We start from the raw sequence: 20,819 nt of genomic DNA on the forward strand, positions 1-20,819 counted from the left end.
TCACTCGGATGAAGCCAAATAAAAAGGAGAAACATCATGGCAATCTCAAAAGAGAAAAAAAATGAAATCATCGCACAATATGCACGTCACGAAGGTGATACAGGTTCAGTAGAGGTTCAAGTTGCTGTCCTTACTTGGGAAATCAACCACCTTAACGAACACATCAAACAACACAAAAAAGACCACGCTACTTACCGTGGATTGATGAAAAAAATCGGTCGCCGTCGTAACTTGCTTGCATACTTGCGTAAAAACGACGTTAACCGTTACCGTGAGTTAATCAACTCTCTAGGACTTCGTCGCTAATCTTGCGTCTAAACCGTTTCTATACTTCGTTGGCTTCGGCTCGATGTACCATTAGTACAACCTTCGCCTCGTCGCCTAGTCTATAAACGGTTTATCTAGCAAGACTGGAGCTCTCTGATTTTAAGAGGGCTTTTTTTGTTGTCACTTTACCTCGATATACTCAAGTATAATCTTCGGTTACGGTTCCTAGCACTGTAAGGTAAAATAAACCAGATATTCTCCCTTCGGGGAGATTTTTTGTTTCACTGAAAGTTTCGTACATTCTTCGCCTCGCCGTCTAGTCTATAAACGTTTTATCCAGCAAGAATCATGATGCTAAGGGCGTAAGAAATCCGTATGAAAATAGGGAAATGACACAGTGTTCGATGAACACAAGGAGTTTCATCTTTTTCACTAGGATTTTAGCCCGAGCTCAAATCAGCTCTCTGATTTTCAGAGGGCTTTTTTATTGAGGTTTTATCGGTCACAATTTTGGGACTACAAAAACCTCAAATGGTATCAGCTAATGACACCATAAAGATGCGTGGCTACTCGGCTTGAAAAGCCGAGTAGCTGTCTGCAAGCCCCTTCGGAGAGCCCACACTTTACGAAGTAAAGTATAGTATGTTATACTTTACATGGAAGTAGTCACCGAATTCCAGTTAGAAATTACTTTGTAACTACGTTTTGAGGAGGAGTAAAATGCTTTCCTATGTTCGAAATTACCCACTAGCGATAGCTAAATTAATGTGTCTGTGCTCTCCTAAAATCTGCTGATTTATTACTGACCAATACAGGAGGTTTTTTATGGGACAGACAATCATATCTGCTATTGGTGTTTATATTTCCACCAGTATCGATTATTTAATTATTTTATTTATTTTATTTGCACAGCTATCACAGAATAAACAAAAATGGCATATTTATGCGGGGCAATATCTAGGCACAGGCTTACTTGTAGGGGCGAGTTTAGTTGCTGCTTATGTCGTTAATTTCGTGCCTGAAGAATGGATGGTTGGATTGCTTGGTTTAATCCCTATCTATTTAGGGATTCGCTTTGCAATTGTTGGAGAAGGTGAGGAAGAAGAGGAAGAAGAGGAAGAAATTATTGAAAGATTAGAACAAAGCAAGGCAAATCAACTGTTTTGGACAGTTACATTGCTAACAATTGCGTCTGGCGGAGATAATTTAGGTATCTATATACCTTATTTTGCTTCGTTAGATTGGTCACAGACCCTCGTGGCCTTGCTTGTGTTTGTAATCGGCATAATTATCTTATGCGAGATTAGTCGGGTGTTATCCTCTATTCCGTTAATATTCGAGACAATTGAAAAATACGAGCGAATCATTGTGCCCTTAGTATTCATTCTACTTGGACTATATATCATGTATGAAAATGGCACGATAGAGACTTTTCTGACCGTGTAGATTTTTTTGTTTCACTAGGATTTTAGCCCGAGCTCAAATCAGCTCTCTGATTTTCAGAGGGCTTTTTGCGTTGGCACCTTACCTCGATATACTCAAGTATAATCTTCGGTTACGGTTCCTAGCACAATAAAATCAACTATATTCATTTGTTCTCATCTTGTTACACAGTTGAAAATATGGTATACTTTTCATGAGAATTTTCTAAATTTTTAAGATTCTATCAAAGGAGGTTTGCATGCTTTCCAAATTTTCTGGAAGCCGACAAGACCAGCAATTTGTGTTACTTTTAGTTATTTTGCTAGGTATTTTAGGGATTTCTCTCTTTCTAGCAGTTTCAATGGGATCTGTTGCAATTGATCTAGGAGATACCTATCGGATTATTTTGAGCAGGTTGGGGTTTCCTCTTGAGATAGGAGAGGTTTCCAAGTCTACTCTTGCCATTGTATGGAACATGAGATTCCCTCGAGTATTGTTAGGTTTAATAGTAGGGGCAGGCCTTTCTATGTGTGGTAGCGTGATGCAGTCTACAGTGAACAATCCCATCGCTGAGCCTTATGTCTTAGGAATATCTGCGGGTGCAACTCTAGGGGCAACTTTGAGCATCATTCTTGGTTTAAAAGTGATGATTAGCTTTGGAGCTTTTCTTGGAGCTATTTTGGCAACAATCGCTGTCCTCATCATTGCCTCTATGCAGGGAAGGATGACGACTTCCAGTCTAATCTTATCAGGAACGGTGGTCAACGCTCTCTTTCTGGCTTTTTCAAACTTTATTATCTCAGTCGGAGCTAATGCGGACAGTGTGATGACCATTAAGTTTTGGACCATGGGCTCGCTCGCTGGTACTTCCTGGGCAGACTTGGTCCTACCAACTATAGTAGTAGGAATGGCCTTTCTATTTTTCTCTACTCAGTATCGTGTTTTCAATGCGATGATGATGGGAGATGAGGCTGCTTTAACTTTGGGGATTCCCTTACGCTTTTATTGGTATCTTTATGTGACCATGGTGGCTGTGCTGACAGCAGTCTTAGTGGCAACCTGTGGGATTATTGGATTTGTCGGTCTGATTACTCCACATTTAGCTCGAGGGTTAGTAGGAACGAATTACAAGAGACTTTTTCCTGTTGCAACCTTGCTAGGTGCCCTCTTTGTCATCTGGGCAGACGTACTCTCTCGTATCATCATTCCAAACGCAGAGCTTCCTATTGGTATTTTCACAGCCTTAGTGGGTGCTCCCTTCTTTATCTACATTGTTGGAGGTAGGCGAAGGGAGGTGAGGGTCTGATATGGACTTGATTTGTCAGGATGTCCACTTTGGACTGGGAGAGAAAAAAATCCTCAAAGGAGTCTCTCTTAAGGTTGAAGGGAATCAATTTCACACGATACTAGGACCAAATGGAAGTGGAAAAACCAGCCTGCTTAAACTCCTCTATCGTCAGGAAAAGGCGGACAAAGGCTTGATAAGCCTAGATGGAAAGCCTCTGGAACAATGGACGCTCAAAGAAACAGCCAAGCAAATGGCAGTTGTGACCCAGTTTAACCAACTGCAGTTTGATTGTACAGTTGAAGAAATCGTCTTGCTGGGAAGAACTCCCCACCTCTCTTTTTTACAGAAGGAAGGGGAAAGAGATTATGCCCTCGTTCAAGATGCTCTCGTTAAGGTGGATATGCTTGAGAAGAAAACTCGTCTCTATTCGTCCCTGTCAGGAGGAGAGAAACAGCGAGTCTTGTTAGCCCGAGCCTTGGCGCAAGAACCGACTATCTTGCTCCTAGACGAACCAACCAATCACCTGGATATCAGGTATCAGCTAGACTTGTTAGCCATTGTGAAAAATCTCAAGGTCAATGTTCTAGCTGTCCTACATGATATTCAACTTGCTTGTCGCTATTCGGATTATCTCTATCTGATGAAAGAAGGAGAAATCCTTTACCAAGGGACTCCAAAGGAGACCATCACCCCTGAGTCATTGCAAACTGTATACGGAGTTCAAAGTCAGGTGACTTGGACCGAGGATCAGCAAGCCATGATTCACTATTTATAAGAATGAAAAGGAAAACAAGATGAAAAAAACACTAAGCATTTTACTGGTAACAGTAGCTACTCTAACCATGGCAGCTTGTGGTAACACTACTACAGAAAAAGCTACCACACAATCAAGCGCAGAAACAAGTCAAAAGGCTAACGCAGAGACGACTTATCCGCTAACTATCAAAACTTATGATGCTAAGGGAAATGAAGTCGAACAAGTTTTTGACAAGGCACCTGAAAAAGTTATCACCAACAATCTTTCAACCACTGAAATCTTATTGGAGTTGGGGTTGAAGGATAAAATTGTTGGCATGCTCAATCCAGACAATGCTGTGACGGACAAATACAAGGACGCGATTGCGACGATTCCTCAAATTGGGGATAAAAAAACAGTCTCACAAGAGACAGTCCTTTCTTATGAGCCAGACGCTGTGATGGGTCGAAACATGATGTTTTCTGAAAAATCCTTGGGGACAGTTAGCACTTGGAATGAAAACAAAATCCCAGTTTATACTCAAAAAGCTTCTCTCTCAACAATTCAGCAAGATTTGGGGAATATCGTAGAAGATGTCAAAAATCTTGGAATGATTTTTAATGTTCAGGACAAGGCCAATGAATACGCGGCCCAATTACAAACTAAAATTGACGCTGTTAAGAAAGCAAATCCAGCAAGTCAAGGTGAAAAGAAAAAGGCTTTGATTATGGTTGCTTATAATGATGAAACCTTCGGTGCCTACAAGTCTGCTTTGCAAGAAAGTTTGCTGAACCAACTTGGTTATACAAACGTTGCTACGGGGACATCAGGCTTGACCTTGGAAAACCTCGTGTCAATGGATCCTGAATTGATTATCTATGTAACCAGCGATCGTAATAAAAAATTGGATGAAAAAGCAGTAGAGTTGATGAAGGCAAATGCTGTTTTGGAAAGCGTTCCTGCTATTAAGAATCAAAAAATCATGACCATCTCTTACGATGAATTGATGGACTATGGTCCAGCAGTGATTGATTCCCTTGAGAAAATCAATGACTTTATCAATAAATAATGAGTTTGATTGGGAAGGAATTCAAGTCAAAATCAGCCTTCCTTCTAGCTACGACCCCAATCAAACCTATCCGGCTATTTTATTGAATGATGGAAACTTGGACTTCCTATCATCCCTTTCCGAATCTGTGATTTTAGTGGGCTTGACCTCTAAAAATCGCCTAGATGACTACACTCCTTGGAAGGCAGCTGCTCTGAGAGATGGAGCTCCAGATTTTGGCGGTCAGGCCAACGTCTATCATGATCATTTGTTTGGAGGTCTTTTAGACAAGTTGCAGTCGCTTTATCGCCTGGACGAAACTCGCCTTGCTTATGGAGGCTACTCACTAGGCGGTTTGGCGGCAGTCTACAGTCTTTTCAGCTTTGACAAGGTTTCCTGTGTCTTTTCGATTTGCGGTTCCTTTTGGTATCCTGATTTTGTGACTTACTGCAAGGAAGAAAAGGTGAAAAATCTAGACTGTTTGCTGTATTTACAGAATGGTCAAACAGAAGGAGCTAATCGTAGCAATCGCTTAGCTCAAGCACCAGTCTATGCTGAGCAGATTCATACCAGTCTTCAGAAACGCTATCTGAACGGTCAGTTTGTCTTTGATCCTTATGGACACCATGAACAAGTAGCTGAGCGATTTCTAGCTTTTTCTAGCTGGTTGGCCCAAAAATGGAAAATCGAATAAAAGAATTATCCCTTGGCAAAAGCCAAGGGATAATTGTATTTCTTAACCAAGAGACTCTCTTTTCTTATCTGGATTCCAGATGAAGCTTGCGATAAAGCTAAAGATGATAGTTAGGATAGCGAGGATAATGGCAAGGATGAGAGCAGGGATGCGGATAAACCACCAGAGTGGATTTGGTTTTTTATTATTGTGCCATTGTTTCGTTTCTTGGTCCAAACGTTGGAATTCTGTTTGAATGCGATTGGCGACTGTTTCAATGCCTTCATCATTCATTTTCTTGATATCTGAGATATCGATTGGATTTCCGAAGTTCATATCAACACGCTCACGGCTAACCAAGCCCTTCAAAGTCATGGGACCTGTGTAGGTAACCGGCATGATACGGACCTTGGCCATTTTGGCAATCAAGGCTACGCCACCCTTAACATCATTTGAGTGACGGCTCCCACTTGGAAACATGATAAGAGAGCGATCACTTTTTTTGAGGACATTGATAGGGTATTTGATGGCAGAAGCGCTAGGATTTTCACGGTCGATAGGAAAAGCGCCACACATACGAATCCACCAACCAAAGATACGGTTGGTAAAGAGTTCTTTTTTGGCCATAAAGATGAACTGTTTTGGCTTGGTCGCAAAGGCCATGTAAACAGGATCCCACCAGGTGCGGTGAGGTGCAACCAGAATATAATTTTCATCTTGATTAGGAATTTTATCAGTATTATGATAGTGGGCATTGCCATTGATGGACCATAGGAGCAAGACAACTAATCCACGTAAATAAGTATAAAACATGCGATCTCCTTCGATTCTTTTCTTGTTATTATTATACCTTATCAAAGGAGGGCTGGCAAACTTTTCCCTTGACTAGGTGCATATTTGGGATGAGATTAGAATTCTGTTAAAAAAAATGATATGATAGAATTTATGGATAAAAATAAGATTATGGGATTAACCCAAAGAGAAGTCAAGGAAAGACAGGCTAAGGGCTTGGTCAATGATTTTACTGCATCGGCCAGTACTAGCACTTGGCAAATCGTTAAACGAAATGTCTTTACCCTTTTTAACGCTTTGAACTTTGCCATTGCTTTGGCCCTTGCCTTTGTGCAGGCTTGGAGCAATTTGGTCTTTTTTGCTGTTATCTGCTTTAACGCTTTTTCTGGGATTGTGACCGAGCTGCGGGCTAAACACATGGTGGACAAGCTCAATCTCATGACCAAGGAAAAGGTCAAAACCATTCGTGATGGCCAAGAAGTGGCTCTGAATCCTGAAGAATTGGTGTTAGGAGATGTCATTCGTTTGTCTGCAGGAGAGCAGATTCCCAGTGATGCCTTGGTTTTGGAAGGTTTTGCGGAAGTCAATGAAGCCATGCTAACGGGAGAGAGTGATTTGGTGCAAAAGGAAGTTGACGCCTTGCTTTTGTCTGGAAGTTTCCTAGCCAGTGGGTCAGTTTTAGCTCAAGTTCACCATGTCGGTGCAGACAACTATGCTGCCAAACTCATGCTGGAAGCCAAGACCGTTAAACCAATCAACTCTCGTATCATGAAATCGCTGGACAGGTTAGCTGGTTTTACTGGGAAGATTATCATTCCCTTTGGTCTGGCTCTCTTGCTAGAAGCCTTGCTTTTAAAAGGCCTGCCTCTCAAGTCATCCGTTGTAAATTCGTCGACAGCCCTACTGGGAATGTTGCCCAAGGGAATCGCCCTTTTGACCATTACTTCGCTCTTGACTGCAGTGATCAAGCTAGGTTTGAAAAAGGTCTTGGTGCAGGAGATGTACTCTGTTGAGACCTTGGCGCGCGTGGACATGCTCTGTCTGGACAAGACGGGTACCATCACCCAAGGAAAGATGCAGGTGGAAGCCGTTCTTCCTTTGACCGAACAGTATGGAGAGTCAGCGCTTGCTAGCATCCTGACAAGCTACATAGCCCATAGTGAGGATAAAAATCCAACTGCCCAAGCTATTCGCCAGCGTTTCCAAGGTCTAGTAGCCTATCCTATGATTTCCAATCTCCCCTTCTCTAGCGACCGCAAGTGGGGAGCAATGGAATTGGAAGGTCTGGGGACAGTTTTCCTAGGGGCGCCTGAGATGTTGCTGGATTCTGAGGTTCCAGAAGCCAGAGAGGCCTTGGAGAGAGGTTCACGTGTCTTGGTCTTAGCTCTCAGTCAGGAGAAATTAGACCATCACAAACCACAAAAACCATCTGATATTCAGGCTCTAGCCTTGTTGGAAATCTTGGACCCCATTCGAGAGGGAGCAGCAGAGACGCTGGACTATCTCCGTTCTCAGGAAGTGGGGCTCAAGATTATCTCTGGTGACAATCCAGTTACGGTATCCAGCATTGCCCAGAAGGCTGGTTTTGCGGACTATGACAGTTATGTAGATTGCTCCAAAATTACGGATGAGGAATTGATTGCTATGGCGGAGGAGACTGCGATTTTCGGACGTGTTTCCCCTCATCAAAAGAAACTCATCATCCAAACGCTGAAAAAAGCGGGTCATACAACAGCTATGACAGGGGATGGAGTTAATGATATCCTGGCCCTTCGTGAGGCGGATTGTTCTATCGTGATGGCTGAGGGAGATCCTGCGACTCGTCAGATTGCCAATCTGGTTCTCTTGAACTCTGACTTTAATGATGTTCCTGAGATTCTCTTTGAAGGTCGTCGTGTGGTTAATAACATTGCCCATATCGCACCGATTTTCTTGATAAAGACCATCTATTCTTTCTTGCTCGCAGTTATCTGTATCGCCAGTGCTTTACTAGGTCGGTCTGAGTGGATCTTGATTTTCCCCTTCATTCCAATCCAGATTACCATGATTGACCAATTCGTGGAAGGTTTCCCACCATTCGTTCTGACTTTTGAGCGAAATATCAAACCTGTCGAGCCAAACTTCCTCAGAAGATCCATGCTTCGTGCCCTACCAAGCGCTCTCATGGTCGTATTCAGCGTCCTGTTTGTGAAAATATTTGGAAGTAGCCAAGGTTGGTCTGAGTTAGAAATCTCAACTCTACTCTATTATCTCTTGGGGTCAATTGGTTTCTTATCCGTATTTAGAGCCTGCATGCCATTCACTCTCTGGCGTGTCCTCTTGATTGTTTGGTCAGTAGGAGGCTTCCTAGCCACAGCTCTCTTCCCAAGAATTCAAAAATTGCTTGAAATTTCGACCTTAACAGGACAAACTTTACCTGTTTATGGTGTCATGATGTTGGTCTTTACCGTGATATTTATCTTAACCAGTCGTTACCAAGCGAAAAAATAAAGAAAGGCTGCAATCTGTGGATTGCGGTCTTTTTAGGTGGAGGAGTGCTAGCTGAAATGTGGTATAATAAGAGGTAATAGAGTTTGGAAAGTGAGAGAGAATGATTTCAAAGAGATTAGAATTAGTGGCTTCCTTTGTGCCACAGGGAGCCATTTTATTAGATGTGGGAAGTGACCATGCTTATCTGCCTATCGACTTGGTCGAGAGAGGCCAAATTAAAAGTGCTATTGCAGGTGAGGTGGTGGAAGGTCCCTACCAGTCCGCAGTCAAAAACGTTGAAGCTCATGGTCTAAAGGAGAAAATCCAAGTCCGTTTAGCCAATGGGCTGGCAGCTTTTGAAGAGGCAGACCAAGTGTCTGTCATTACCATTGCTGGTATGGGTGGTCGTTTGATTGCTAGGATTTTAGAAGAAGGCTTGGACAAGTTAGCTAATGTAGAACGATTGATCCTCCAGCCCAATAATCGTGAAGACGACTTGCGCATCTGGCTACAAGAGAATGGGTTTCAGATTGTAGCTGAAAGCATCTTAGAAGAAGCTGGCAAGTTTTACGAGATTTTGGTGGTGGAAGCAGGACAAATGAAGCTATCAGCCATTGATGTTCACTTTGGCCCTTTCTTGTGCAAAGAGGTCAGTCCAGTCTTTGTCCAAAAATGGCAAAAAGAAGCTGCTAAGCTAGAGTTTGCCCTTGGACAAATCCCAGAAAAAAATCTGGAGGAACGTCAAGTTCTAGTCGATAAAATTCAAGCCATCAAGGAGGTGCTCCATGTTAGCAAGTGAAGTGATCCAAGCTTATGAAGCCTTTTGCCCCCAGGAATTTTCTATGGAGGGAGACAGTCGTGGCCTGCAAATTGGAACTTTGGACAAGGATATCCAAAGGGTCATGGTTGCTCTGGATATTCGTGAAGAAACGGTGGCTGAAGCCATTGAAAAGGGTGTGGACTTGATTATTGTCAAGCACGCGCCGATTTTCCGTCCCATCAAGGATTTGGTAGCCAGCCGTCCACAAAATCAGATTTACATTGATCTCATCAAGCATGACGTTGCAGTTTATGTAAGTCATACCAATATTGACATCGTTGAAAATGGTCTCAATGACTGGTTCTGTCAGATGTTAGGTATCGAGGAAACGACTTATCTGCAGGAAACAGGCCCTGAACGTGGGATTGGACGTATTGGAAATATTCAGCCTCAGACATTTGAGGAATTGGCCCAGAATGTCAAGCAAGTCTTTGGTTTAGATAGCCTTCGATTGGTGCATTATCAAGAGAGCGATTTGCAGAAGCCTATTTCAAGAGTTGCCATCTGTGGTGGTAGCGGGCAGTCTTTCTATAAGGATGCTTTAGCTAAAGGAGCGGATGTCTATATCACTGGTGATATTTACTACCACACTGCCCAGGATATGCTGTCTGATGGCTTGTTGGCACTGGATCCAGGACACTATATCGAAGTGCTGTTTGTGGAAAAAATCGCAGAGCTTCTTAATCAATGGAAAGGAGAAAATGGCTGGACTATTGATATTGTACCTAGTCAAGCATCGACCAATCCTTTCCACCATATCTAGTTAGAAAGTGAAAACAATGAAAAAAGTTGCTATTATCGGAGCAGGAATTGTGGGAGCAACAGCTGCCTACTACCTCTCGAAAGAAAGTGACCTAGAGGTGACCGTTTTTGACCATGGACAGGGTCAGGCAACCAAGGCTGCAGCAGGAATTATCAGTCCTTGGTTTTCCAAACGCCGCAATAAAGCTTGGTACAAGATGGCGCGCTTGGGGGCTGATTTTTATGTGGATTTATTAGCTGATTTAGACAAGTCAGGGCAAGAAATCAACTTTTACCAACGTTCGGGAGTCTTTCTCCTGAAAAGAGATGAATCCAAGTTGGAAGAACTCTATCAACTAGCCCTCCAGCGTAGAGAAGAATCTCCCTTGATAGGGCAATTAGCCATTCTAGACCAAGTATCAGCTAATGAATTATTCCCTGGCTTACAGGGATTTGACCGCTTGCTCTATGCTTCTGGTGGAGCGAGAGTAGATGGTCAACTCTTAGTGACTCGTTTGCTGGAAGCCAGTCATGTCAAGCTGGTCAAAGAAAAAGTGACTCTGACACCTTTAGCATCAGGTTACCAGATTGGTGAAGAGGTGTTTGACCAGGTTGTTTTGGCAACGGGAGCTTGGTTGGGTCACATATTAGAACCCTTGGGTTATGCTGTAGATGTTCGTCCTCAGAAAGGACAACTCCGAGATTATCAGCTTGCCCAAGACATGGCAGCTTACCCTGTTGTTATGCCAGAAGGGGAGTGGGATTTGATTCCTTTTGCAGGTGGGAAATCATCCCTAGGCGCTACCCATGAAAATGACATGGGATTTGATTTGACGGTAGATGAAACCTTACTCCAACAAATGGAGGAGGCAGCCTTGCCTCACTATCCAATCTTGGCAGTAGCGACTTCAAGAGCTGAGCGTGTGGGAATCCGTGCCTATACCAGTGATTTCTCACCTTTCTTTGGGCAAGTACCTGGCTTAGCAGGTGTCTATGCTGCTAGTGGACTAGGTTCATCAGGCCTCACAACTGGTCCTATCATTGGTTACCACCTAGCCCAACTGGTCCAAAGCAGGGAAATGACCTTAGACCCAGCAAACTACCCAATTGAAAACTATGTCAAACGAGTAAAAAGCAAATAAGAATTTTACTGAAATTTTAGCCTCCCCTCTAGGATGGCAAATGACATTCCCTATCAAAAATGGTAAAATAAGAAAAAATGATCCGAGAATCGAGGAAAAAAGATGCAAGAAAAGATTTTGGTAACGGGTGGAGCAGGTTTTATCGGAACCCACACAGTTATTGAGTTAATCCAAGCAGGTCATCAGGTTGTTGTGGTGGATAACCTTGTGAATAGTAACAGAAAAAGTTTAGAAGTTGTTGAAAGAATCACAGGAGTTGAAATTCCGTTTTATGGGGCAGATATTCGTGATACTGATACTCTCAGAGATATTTTCAAACAAGAAGAACCAACAGGGGTCATTCACTTTGCTGGTTTGAAGGCTGTTGGCGAATCAACCCGTATCCCTCTTGCCTACTATGACAACAATATCGCTGGAACTGTTAGTCTTTTGAAGGTCATGGAAGAAAACAACTGTAAAAACATTATTTTCAGTTCTTCTGCGACAGTTTACGGAGATCCGCATACAGTGCCAATCTTGGAAGATTTCCCACTTTCAGTGACCAACCCATATGGCCGCACCAAGCTTATGCTAGAGGAAATTTTGACGGATATTTACAAAGCAGACTCAGAATGGAATGTGGTCTTGCTTCGTTACTTTAACCCAATCGGAGCCCATGAGAGTGGAGATTTGGGAGAAAATCCAAACGGTATTCCAAACAATCTCTTGCCATATGTGACTCAAGTAGCCGTTGGTAAACTAGAGCAAGTGCAAGTGTTTGGAGATGATTACGATACGGAAGATGGAACAGGTGTTCGTGACTATATCCATGTTGTCGATTTGGCTAAAGGTCACGTTGCAGCTCTGAAAAAAATTCAAAAAGGTTCAGGTCTAAATGTTTATAACCTTGGAACTGGTAAAGGCTATTCTGTTCTTGAAATTATCCAAAACATGGAAAAAGCAGTGGGGCGCCCAATTCCTTACCGCATTGTAGAACGTCGCCCAGGGGATATCGCAGCCTGCTATTCAGATCCTGCAAAAGCCAAAGCAGAACTCGGCTGGGAAGCAGAACTCGGCATCACCCAAATGTGTGAAGACGCATGGCGTTGGCAAAGCAAGCATCCAAATGGATTTGAAGACTAAGATGGTGATGTCAATCATTGTCCCCTGTTTAAACGAAGAGGAAGTACTTCCTCTTTTTTATCAGGCTTTGGAAGCTTTACTTCCAGATTTGGAAACAGAAATCGAGTATGTTTTTGTCGATGATGGATCAAGTGATGGGACCTTGAGACTCTTAAAGGCCTATCGAGAACAAAATCCGGCAGTTCATTATATTTCTTTCTCGCGAAATTTTGGCAAAGAAGCTGCTCTATATGCAGGCTTGCAATATGCGACAGGAGATCTGGTGGTGGTGATGGATGCAGATCTCCAAGATCCTCCTAGTATGTTGCTTGAGATGAAAAACTTACTAGACCAGAATGCAGATTTAGACTGTGTAGGAACACGCAGAACCAGTCGGGAGGGAGAACCCTTCTTTCGCAGTTTCTGTGCTGATCTCTTTTACGGCTTCATGAAAAAAATCAGTCCAGTAGCCCTGCCGTCAGGTGTTCGTGATTTTCGCATGATGAGAAGGTCTGTGGTCGATGCCATTTTAAGCTTGACTGAGTCCAATCGTTTTTCGAAGGGACTTTTTGCCTGGGTCGGCTTTAAAACCCACTATCTGGACTATCCAAATGTCGAAAGGAAGGCTGGCAAGACCAGTTGGAGTTTTAGGCAACTCTTTTTCTACTCCATTGAAGGGATTGTTAATTTTTCAGATTTTCCCTTGACTATAGCCTTTGTAGCTGGTCTCCTATCTTGTTTTATTTCTCTACTGATGACCTTTTTTGTTGTGGTTCGGACCCTCATTTTGGGCAATCCGACATCAGGTTGGACCTCTCTGATGGCTGTCATTCTCTTTCTTGGAGGCATTCAACTCTTGACCATTGGGATTCTCGGCAAGTACATTAGTAAAATTTATTTGGAGACTAAAAAAAGACCACTTTATCTGATCAAAGAAAAAAGTGACCTTCCTGATTTTACAGAAAAAAATAAAGTGAAAAGACTATAATTTTACATGGAAATGTGCTAAACTAGAGGAAGTGGATTATCGCTATTGATTTAGGCTTCCTGATTGCTAATCAGGGCGCGAGTTGGGCAATTTTTAACAGCCTCTAAGACATCCTGGCTAGGAGAAATTTCTTTTTCTAGTTGGTCAGGGTCATCGTAAAAACGCACGATTCCATTATCGTGGTAATCAAATAAATCAGAATAAGTTTGGCAAAGCCCACAGGCGATGCATCGTTCAGGTATAAGTGTGATTTTCATATTTATATTGTAATAAGAAAAGTAAAAAAAAACAAGGAGCAGGGTATGGAAAAAGAACCGTGGCAAGAAGATATTTATGAAAATCAAGAAGAAACAAGATCAGAACGTCGTAAGAGAACTCAAGGCAGAGATGTAGTGGCCAATCGTGTCTTGACGATCCTAGCCAGTATTTTCTTTGTAATTGTGGTGGTGATGATTATTGTTCTCATCTATCTTTCATCAGGTGGGAGTAATCGCACAGCAGCCTTGAAAGATTTTCACGATTCAGATGCAAATGTAGTACAGATTTCATCATCTAGTAGTTCCCAGCCTGAACAGAGTTCAGAATCTTCTTCTGAACACTCGGAGGAAGCTACAGATCCAGAAGGGACGACAAAAGTCTTAGCAGGAGAAGGGGAAGCAGCTATTGCAGCTCGTGCAGGAATCTCCATTGCTCAGTTAGAGGCCTTGAATCCTGGGCACATGGCTACAGGATCTTGGTTTGCTAATCCAGGTGATGTTATAAAAATAAAATAGGAGCCGATATGAAAACAATTCAAATTGCTATTGACGGTCCTGCTTCAAGTGGTAAGAGTACGGTCGCAAAGATTATTGCTAAGGATTTTGGTTATACTTACCTAGATACAGGTGCCATGTATCGTGCAGCGACCTACATGGCTCTCAAGAACCAGTTAGGAGTAGAAGAAGTCGAAGCCCTTCTAGCCTTGTTGGACCAGCATCCAATCAGCTTTGGACGCTCAGAAACTGGAGATCAGCTTGTCTTTGTAGGCGATGTGGATATTACTCATCCTATCCGTGAAAATGAAGTGACCAATCATGTTTCTGCTATTGCAGCAATTCCTCAAGTGCGTGAGAAACTGGTTTCTCTCCAACAAAAAATCGCCCAGCAAGGCGGGATTGTCATGGATGGCCGCGATATTGGAACTGTTGTATTGCCACAAGCAGAATTAAAAATTTTCCTAGTAGCTTCGGTAGATGAAAGAGCAGAGCGTCGTTACAAGGAAAATATTGCCAAGGGAATTGAAACAAACCTTGAAATACTAAAAGAGGAAATTGCTGCGCGTGACTACAAGGATAGTCATCGTGAGACTTCGCCTCTCAAACAAGCAGAGGATGCAGTTTACCTTGATACAACTGGATTGAACATTCAAGAAGTAGTTGAAAAAATCAAAGCAGAAGCTGAAAAAAGAATGTAAATGTAGAAAAGCCGATAGATGGATATCGGTTTTTTCTAAATTTGTCAAAATGCTGATTTTAGGGTATAATAGTTGCTGTTCGAGAAATTTTGATTTTCAAAGAATAGTGAATGATGATAAGGAGAAACCATGAACAACTTACCAAATTGTCCAAAATGTAACTCAGAGTATGTCTACGAAGACGGTGCCCTACTGGTTTGCCCAGAGTGTGCTTATGAGTGGAATCCTGCTGAAGTTGCAGATGTAGAAGAGGGCCTTGTCGCTATCGATGCCAACGGAAATAAATTGGCTGACGGTGATACAGTAACTCTCATCAAGGACTTGAAAGTAAAAGGTGCGCCAAAAGATTTGAAACAAGGGACGCGCGTGAAAAATATCCGCATCGTAGAAGGCGACCACAATATCGACTGTAAGATTGATGGTTTTGGTGCCATGAAACTCAAATCAGAGTTTGTGAAGAAGATTTAAGTATGTCAAAACACTATAAATTTGTATTTTATAGCCGTATCTTCTTGTTTCTAGCGGCTTTTACGGGAGTTTATCTTGAAATTACCAAGCATGGTGGTTTTGGGATGCTTCTCTATTACACGGTTCTGTCCAACCTCTTGGTAACTATTTTTACCCTTTATCTCCTAAAGGTTATGAGCCGTGTAGGTGAAAACTGGCAAAGACCAAGTCTCTTGCGTTTAAAAGGTGGGGTCACCATGAGTATCATGATTACCTGTGTGATTTACCATTTCCTCTTAGCGCCCATTGCGACTAATTTCTATACTCTGGAAAATTTCCTTTGCCACTATATCGTTCCCCTCTGGTTTTTCGCAGATACCCTCTTTTTTGACAAACAGGGTCAATACAAGATTTGGGATCCAATTGTGTGGACGATTTTACCCTTGCTGTATATGATGTTTGCTCTTTTTAATGGCTTGGTTCTAAAACTCAATATTCCAAATGCCAAGGATAATCCTTTCCCTTACTTCTTTTTGAATGTGAACAAGGGATGGGATGTCGTATTCAAGTGGTGTCTGATTATCTTTGTTGCCTATATGGTAGCAGGATTTATCTTCTACTTTATTAAGCAAATCAAGAGAAAGTCATCCTAAGACACAAGGGATTCATTTTCGAGTTTAAGAAGGAGTCTGTACACTAAAGAGGCTTCTTCTTTTCTTGCTTGTTTGATAACTATCAAAAAATTAGAAGATTAAGAGAAATATAGAAAGAGATTTCATGAAACAATTTTTAGAACGGGCCAGTATTTTGGCTCTCTCCCTCGTTTTGATTACGTCCTTTTCCATCTCGAGTGCCCTGCCAGCCATGTTTGACTATTATCAAGGTTATCCTAAGGAACAAATTGAGCTTTTGGCGAGCTTGCCCTCTTTTGGGATTATGATGATGTTACTACTAAATGGTTTTTTAGAAAAAATCTTTCCTGAGCGCTTACAAATTAGTTTGGGATTGCTGATTTTATCACTGAGTGGAACAGCACCCTTTTGGTATCAAGCCTATCCTTTTGTATTTGGAACACGGATTCTTTTTGGTTTGGGAGTTGGGATGATCAATGCCAAGGCTATTTCTATCATCAGTGAGCGTTATCAAGGGAAAACGCGAATTCAGATGTTAGGGCTACGTGGTTCTGCAGAGGTTGTTGGAGCTTCTCTCATTACCTTGGCAGTCGGCCAGTTGTTGGCCTTTGGTTGGACAGCTACCTTCCTAGCTTATAGTGCTGGATTTTTGGTGCTGACCCTTTATCTGCTCTTTGTCCCTTATAGAAAAGAAAAGAAAGAAGTCAAGAAAAAAGCGAAGGAAGCAAGTCGCTTAACTCGAGAAATGAAAGGCTTGATTTTTACCCTAGCTATTGAAGCAGCGGTTGTAGTTTGTACCAATACGGCTATTACTATTCGTATTCCAAGTTTGATGGTGGAAAGAGGACTTGGAGATGCCCAGTTATCTAGTTTTGTTCTTAGTGTCATGCAGTTGATCGGGATTGTGGCTGGTGTGAGTTTTTCTTTCTTGATTTCTATCTTTAAAGAGAAACTGCTCCTCTGGTCTGGTATTACCTTCGGTTTAGGGCAAATTGTGATTGCTCTGGCTCCATCCTTGTGGGTGGTAGTAGCAGGAAGCATTCTGGCTGGTTTTGCCTACAGTGTAGCCTTGACGACAGTTTTTCAACTTGTCTCTGAACGAATTCCAGCTAAACTCCTCAATCAAGCCACTTCATTTGCAGTTTTAGGCTGTAGTTTTGGAGCCTTTACGACCCCATTTGTTCTAGGTGCAATTGGCTTACTAACTCACAATGGCATGCTAGTCTTTACCATCTTAGGAGGTTGGTTGATTGTAACATCTATCTTTGTCATGTACTTACTTCAAAAGAGAGCTTAGGATTGGTTTCCTAAGTTTTTCTTTTTGTGAATTTTGTACCCAGACACTATTTGATTTAGGAACTTGTTTACAGATTATTTTCTTGATAAAATAGAAGTTATGACGAGATATAAAGCAACTATTTCCTATGATGGTTACGCCTTTGCTGGTTTTCAGCGCCAGCCTCATGCGCGTAGCGTTCAGGAAGAAATTGAAAAAACCTTGACCAGGTTAAATAAGGGGCAAGCTATCACTGTTCACGGTGCTGGTAGGACAGATAGTGGGGTTCATGCTTTAGGACAGGTTATTCATTTTGACCTGCCTTATCAAATGGATGAGGAGAAGCTCCGTTTTGCTCTAGACACTCAGTCCCCTGAAGATATTGATGTGATCTCGATTGAGCTTGTAGCGGATGATTTTCATTGCCGTTATGCCAAACATAGCAAAACCTATGAGTTTATCGTGGATAGGGGGCGTCCCAAAAATCCGATGCGCCGTCACTATGCCACTCACTTTCCCTACCAACTCGATGTGGAACAAATGCAGATTGCAATCAAAAAGCTAGAGGGAACCCACGATTTCACAGGCTTTACAGCCTCTGGGACTAGTGTAGAAGATAAGGTTCGCACCATTACAGAAGCTAGTCTCAGGGTTGAAGAGACAGGTCAGTTTTTGACCTTTACCTTTTCAGGAAATGGTTTCTTGTATAAGCAGATTCGCAATATGGTGGGGACACTGCTCAAAATTGGAAATAACCGTATGCCAGTAGAGCAGATTGACCTGATCTTGGAGAAGAAGGACAGGCAACTTGCAGGTCCCACTGCAGCACCAAATGGTTTGTATTTAAAGGAGATTCATTATGAAGAATAATCGTATTTTAGCACTTTCTGGAAATGACATTTTTAGTGGTGGTGGCTTGTCAGCTGATTTGGCCACCTATACCTTGAACGGCTTGCATGGCTTTGTAGCAGTAACTTGCTTGACAGCCTTGACAGAAAAAGGGTTTGAAGTCTTTCCAACTGACGATACCATTTTTCAACATGAATTAGATAGCTTGTGTGATGTGGAGTTTGGGGGAATCAAGATTGGTCTTCTACCAACTGTCAGTGTAGCTGAGAAAGCATTGGACTTTATCAAACAACGCCCAGGAGTGCCTGTGGTTCTGGATCCTGTCTTGGTCTGCAAGGAAACACACGACGTAGCAGTTAGTGAACTCTGCCAAGAACTGATTCGCTTTTTCCCTCATGTCAGTGTGATTACGCCTAACCTTCCAGAGGCAGAATTACTAGCAGATCAAGAGATTAAAACCCTTGAAGATATGAAAACTGCAGCACAGAAATTGCATGACTTAGGAGCGCCAGCAGTCATTATCAAGGGAGGCAATCGCCTTAGTCAGGACAAGGCTGTGGATGTCTTTTATGATGGACAAAACTTTACATTCTTAGAAAATCCTGTCATTCAAGGGCAAAATGCTGGTGCAGGTTGTACCTTTGCCTCTAGCATTGCCAGTCACCTAGTCAAAGGTGATGAACTTTTACCAGCAGTAGAAAGCTCTAAGGCTTTCGTTTATCGTGCTATTGCACAAGCAGATCAGTATGGAGTAAGACAATATGAAGCAAACCAAAACAACTAAAATCGCCCTTGTATCCCTATTAACCGCCCTCTCTGTGGTTCTAGGTTATTTCTTAAAAATTCCAACACCGACAGGCATTCTAACTCTTTTAGATGCAGGTGTCTTCTTTACGGCTTTCTACTTTGGTAGTCGTGAAGGGGCTGTAGTAGGAGGACTAGCAGGTTTCTTGATTGACCTCTTATCAGGCTATCCTCAGTGGATGTTCTTTAGCTTGGTTAACCATGGCTTGCAGGGATTTTTCGCAGGATTTAAAGGAAAAACTCAGTGGTTAGGCCTTATCTTAGCAACGATTGCCATGGTAGGGGGTTACGCCTTGGGTTCTACATTGATGAATGGCTGGGCAGCAGCCCTACCAGAAATTTTACCAAATTTCATGCAAAATATGGTAGGGATGATTGTAGGATTTATCCTTAGTCAAAGTATTAAGAAGATTAAGTAAAGAGGATGTGGAGAAAGTCCTAAAAATCAGAAAAAACGCATAGTATCAGGTATTGAAAACCTTGATAGTATGCGTTTTATTGTGGGAAGATTTTATACTCTTCGAAAATCTCTTCAAACCACGTCAGCGTCGCCTTACCGTATATATGGTTACTGACTTCGTCAGTTCTATCTACAACCTCAAAGCAGTGCTTTGAGCAACCTGCGGCTAGCTTCCTAGTTTGCTCTTTGATTTTCATTGAGTATTAGATGAATATTAATCAAAATAAAGTAAGTCTTTGCTGGTACTTGTAAAGAGGTCGAAGCCATTCTTGGTAACAACACCGCAGTCTTCGATACGGACACCGACTTTACCAGGGATATAGATTCCTGGTTCAACAGAGAAGCACATGCCTTCTTCGATGACCATGTCGTTTCCTTCCATGATAGATGGGAATTCGTGAACATCCATACCGATACCATGACCGAGACGGTGGTTGAAGTACTCGCCATAACCAGCTTTTTCGATGACCTCACGGGCAGCGCGGTCCACTTCATGGGCAGTCACACCTGGCTTGATAAAGTCAAGGGCAGCTTGTTGGGCTTCAAGAGTCAAGTTGTAAATGTCTTTCTTGAATTGGTCAGGTTTACCGACAGCGACTGTACGAGTCATGTCTGATGCGTAACCGTTGACTAGAACACCAAGGTCAAAGAGGAGAAGGGCGTTATTCTCAACTTTGTTAGCTGCCGGAATGCCGTGCGGATTTGCAGCATTATCACCAGTCAAGACCATGGTATCAAAGCTCATTTCATAGCCTTCACGTTTCATGGCAAAGTCAATTTGAGCGATGATATCTGTCTCTGTCTTATCAAGAGAAATATTATCAAAACCAACCTTAACAGCCTTGTCCGCATAGAGACCTGCAACCATCATTTTTTGCACTTCATCAGCTGATTTGATGAGGCGCATGCGTTGGATACGAGGTGTGAGGTTGTCAAACTCAGCAGTTTCAAAGACTATTTTCAAGCCATGATATTTGGTTAAGATGAGATTGTCAAACTCAACAGCGACACGTTTGAAATCAAGCTGTGGTAGAGCATGTTTCATTTTTTGCCATGGATTTTCAGAATCCACATAGCCCACAACTGGGAAGGAAACAGTGCTAGTAGCACGCTCAACCTCAAGGGCTGGGACAAAGAGGAGGGGTTCTTGATCCGCTAGGATAAAAAGGAACATTTGGCGTTCATGGGGATCACTGTAAAAGCCAGTGAGGTAATTGATTGTGACGGGGTCAGATACGACAGCGACGTCTAGTTTTTCTGATTCAAGATATGTTACGATTTGTTGTAATTTAGACATATGCTACCTTCTTTCTACTCCTCTATTTTGGCAAAAAATGAGAGAAAATGCAAGGGAGAAGGGTAAAAGAACAGACAAAAAGAACTCCCACAAGATAACAGAGTTCTTTGATAT

23 protein-coding genes are annotated in these 20,819 nt (G+C 42.4%); 20 read left to right on the forward strand and 3 right to left on the reverse strand.

Going from position 1 to position 20,819, the window contains the following annotated elements:
* Positions 1–36 precede the first annotated feature (36 nt).
* From rpsO to HT725_RS00270, 6 genes are all read left to right on the forward strand, one after another.
* Entirely contained in the window at positions 37–306 is a 270-nt protein-coding gene (gene rpsO, locus HT725_RS00245; protein WP_001018251.1) for a 30S ribosomal protein S15, read from the forward strand.
* Positions 307–1,092: 786 nt separating this feature from the next.
* Entirely contained in the window at positions 1,093–1,713 is a 621-nt protein-coding gene (locus HT725_RS00250; protein ID WP_000531713.1) for a CadD family cadmium resistance transporter, read from the forward strand.
* A gap of 235 nt (positions 1,714–1,948) precedes the next feature.
* Positions 1,949–2,995, forward strand: coding sequence for an iron ABC transporter permease (locus tag HT725_RS00255; protein WP_173252847.1), 1,047 nt, complete (start codon positions 1,949–1,951; stop codon positions 2,993–2,995).
* Position 2,996: 1 nt separating this feature from the next.
* Positions 2,997–3,752: an ABC transporter ATP-binding protein gene (locus HT725_RS00260; protein WP_173252848.1), complete on the forward strand. Its 756-nt coding sequence runs from the start codon at positions 2,997–2,999 to the stop codon at positions 3,750–3,752.
* Between the two features lie 19 nt (positions 3,753–3,771).
* Entirely contained in the window at positions 3,772–4,782 is a 1,011-nt protein-coding gene (locus HT725_RS00265) for an ABC transporter substrate-binding protein (RefSeq protein WP_173252849.1), read from the forward strand.
* The gene (locus tag HT725_RS00270; RefSeq protein ID WP_173252850.1) at positions 4,763–5,455 is read left to right on the forward strand and encodes an alpha/beta hydrolase-fold protein; all 693 of its coding nucleotides are present in this window, start codon (positions 4,763–4,765) and stop codon (positions 5,453–5,455) included. The genes HT725_RS00265 and HT725_RS00270 overlap by 20 nt, the downstream gene beginning before the upstream one ends.
* Before the next feature lie 42 nt (positions 5,456–5,497).
* On the opposite strand, the gene HT725_RS00275 is transcribed toward HT725_RS00270, so the two are convergent.
* Positions 5,498–6,247, reverse strand: a complete 750-nt coding sequence (locus HT725_RS00275) for a 1-acyl-sn-glycerol-3-phosphate acyltransferase (protein ID WP_173252851.1) — start codon at positions 6,245–6,247, stop codon at positions 5,498–5,500.
* A gap of 132 nt (positions 6,248–6,379) precedes the next feature.
* Between HT725_RS00275 and HT725_RS00280 the strand changes: the two genes are divergently transcribed.
* From HT725_RS00280 to HT725_RS00305, 6 genes are all read left to right on the forward strand, one after another.
* On the forward strand, positions 6,380–8,716 hold the full coding sequence (locus tag HT725_RS00280) for a cation-translocating P-type ATPase (RefSeq protein WP_173252852.1): 2,337 nt from the start codon (positions 6,380–6,382) through the stop codon (positions 8,714–8,716).
* 100 nt (positions 8,717–8,816) lie between these two features.
* Entirely contained in the window at positions 8,817–9,494 is a 678-nt protein-coding gene (locus HT725_RS00285) for a tRNA (adenine(22)-N(1))-methyltransferase TrmK (RefSeq protein ID WP_173218555.1), read from the forward strand.
* Positions 9,481–10,278 carry a Nif3-like dinuclear metal center hexameric protein gene (locus HT725_RS00290; RefSeq protein ID WP_173218564.1) on the forward strand — a complete coding sequence of 266 codons (798 nt, stop codon included), beginning with the start codon at positions 9,481–9,483 and terminating at the stop codon, positions 10,276–10,278. The genes HT725_RS00285 and HT725_RS00290 overlap by 14 nt, the downstream gene beginning before the upstream one ends.
* A gap of 16 nt (positions 10,279–10,294) precedes the next feature.
* The gene (locus tag HT725_RS00295; protein WP_173218566.1) at positions 10,295–11,398 is read left to right on the forward strand and encodes an FAD-binding oxidoreductase; all 1,104 of its coding nucleotides are present in this window, start codon (positions 10,295–10,297) and stop codon (positions 11,396–11,398) included.
* A 102-nt stretch (positions 11,399–11,500) separates the two neighbouring features.
* Positions 11,501–12,520, forward strand: a complete 1,020-nt coding sequence (gene galE / locus HT725_RS00300) for a UDP-glucose 4-epimerase GalE (protein WP_173218569.1) — start codon at positions 11,501–11,503, stop codon at positions 12,518–12,520.
* 1 nt (position 12,521) lies between these two features.
* Positions 12,522–13,487, forward strand: a complete 966-nt coding sequence (locus HT725_RS00305; protein ID WP_173218571.1) for a glycosyltransferase family 2 protein — start codon at positions 12,522–12,524, stop codon at positions 13,485–13,487.
* A 50-nt stretch (positions 13,488–13,537) separates the two neighbouring features.
* On the opposite strand, the gene HT725_RS00310 is transcribed toward HT725_RS00305, so the two are convergent.
* Positions 13,538–13,744: a ferredoxin gene (locus HT725_RS00310; RefSeq protein WP_173218573.1), complete on the reverse strand. Its 207-nt coding sequence runs from the start codon at positions 13,742–13,744 to the stop codon at positions 13,538–13,540.
* 45 nt (positions 13,745–13,789) lie between these two features.
* Between HT725_RS00310 and HT725_RS00315 the strand changes: the two genes are divergently transcribed.
* From HT725_RS00315 to HT725_RS00350, 8 genes are all read left to right on the forward strand, one after another.
* Complete coding sequence (locus HT725_RS00315) at positions 13,790–14,260, forward strand: SAG1386/EF1546 family surface-associated protein (protein WP_173218575.1); 471 nt, start codon at positions 13,790–13,792, stop codon at positions 14,258–14,260.
* 8 nt (positions 14,261–14,268) lie between these two features.
* Positions 14,269–14,940, forward strand: a complete 672-nt coding sequence (cmk, locus tag HT725_RS00320; protein WP_173218577.1) for a (d)CMP kinase — start codon at positions 14,269–14,271, stop codon at positions 14,938–14,940.
* Between the two features lie 129 nt (positions 14,941–15,069).
* Positions 15,070–15,408, forward strand: coding sequence for a zinc ribbon domain-containing protein YjdM (locus tag HT725_RS00325; protein ID WP_001061596.1), 339 nt, complete (start codon positions 15,070–15,072; stop codon positions 15,406–15,408).
* Between the two features lie 2 nt (positions 15,409–15,410).
* Positions 15,411–16,040: a Pr6Pr family membrane protein gene (locus HT725_RS00330; RefSeq protein ID WP_173218579.1), complete on the forward strand. Its 630-nt coding sequence runs from the start codon at positions 15,411–15,413 to the stop codon at positions 16,038–16,040.
* A 124-nt stretch (positions 16,041–16,164) separates the two neighbouring features.
* Positions 16,165–17,316 (forward strand): MFS transporter, encoded by a 1,152-nt coding sequence (locus HT725_RS00335; RefSeq protein ID WP_173218581.1) that lies wholly within the window; start codon positions 16,165–16,167, stop codon positions 17,314–17,316.
* A gap of 99 nt (positions 17,317–17,415) precedes the next feature.
* Positions 17,416–18,165, forward strand: coding sequence for a tRNA pseudouridine(38-40) synthase TruA (gene truA, locus HT725_RS00340; protein WP_173252853.1), 750 nt, complete (start codon positions 17,416–17,418; stop codon positions 18,163–18,165).
* Positions 18,155–18,928 carry a bifunctional hydroxymethylpyrimidine kinase/phosphomethylpyrimidine kinase gene (locus HT725_RS00345; RefSeq protein WP_077804871.1) on the forward strand — a complete coding sequence of 258 codons (774 nt, stop codon included), beginning with the start codon at positions 18,155–18,157 and terminating at the stop codon, positions 18,926–18,928. Before truA ends, HT725_RS00345 begins: the two co-directional genes overlap by 11 nt.
* On the forward strand, positions 18,906–19,367 hold the full coding sequence (locus HT725_RS00350) for an ECF transporter S component (protein WP_000814989.1): 462 nt from the start codon (positions 18,906–18,908) through the stop codon (positions 19,365–19,367). The genes HT725_RS00345 and HT725_RS00350 overlap by 23 nt, the downstream gene beginning before the upstream one ends.
* A 255-nt stretch (positions 19,368–19,622) precedes the next feature.
* On the opposite strand, the gene HT725_RS00355 is transcribed toward HT725_RS00350, so the two are convergent.
* Positions 19,623–20,705 carry a Xaa-Pro peptidase family protein gene (locus HT725_RS00355; protein WP_173252854.1) on the reverse strand — a complete coding sequence of 361 codons (1,083 nt, stop codon included), beginning with the start codon at positions 20,703–20,705 and terminating at the stop codon, positions 19,623–19,625.
* Positions 20,706–20,819: the final 114 nt, after the last annotated feature.

This window comes from Streptococcus sp. 2579, from assembly GCF_013277195.1.
GTDB lineage: Bacteria > Bacillota > Bacilli > Lactobacillales > Streptococcaceae > Streptococcus.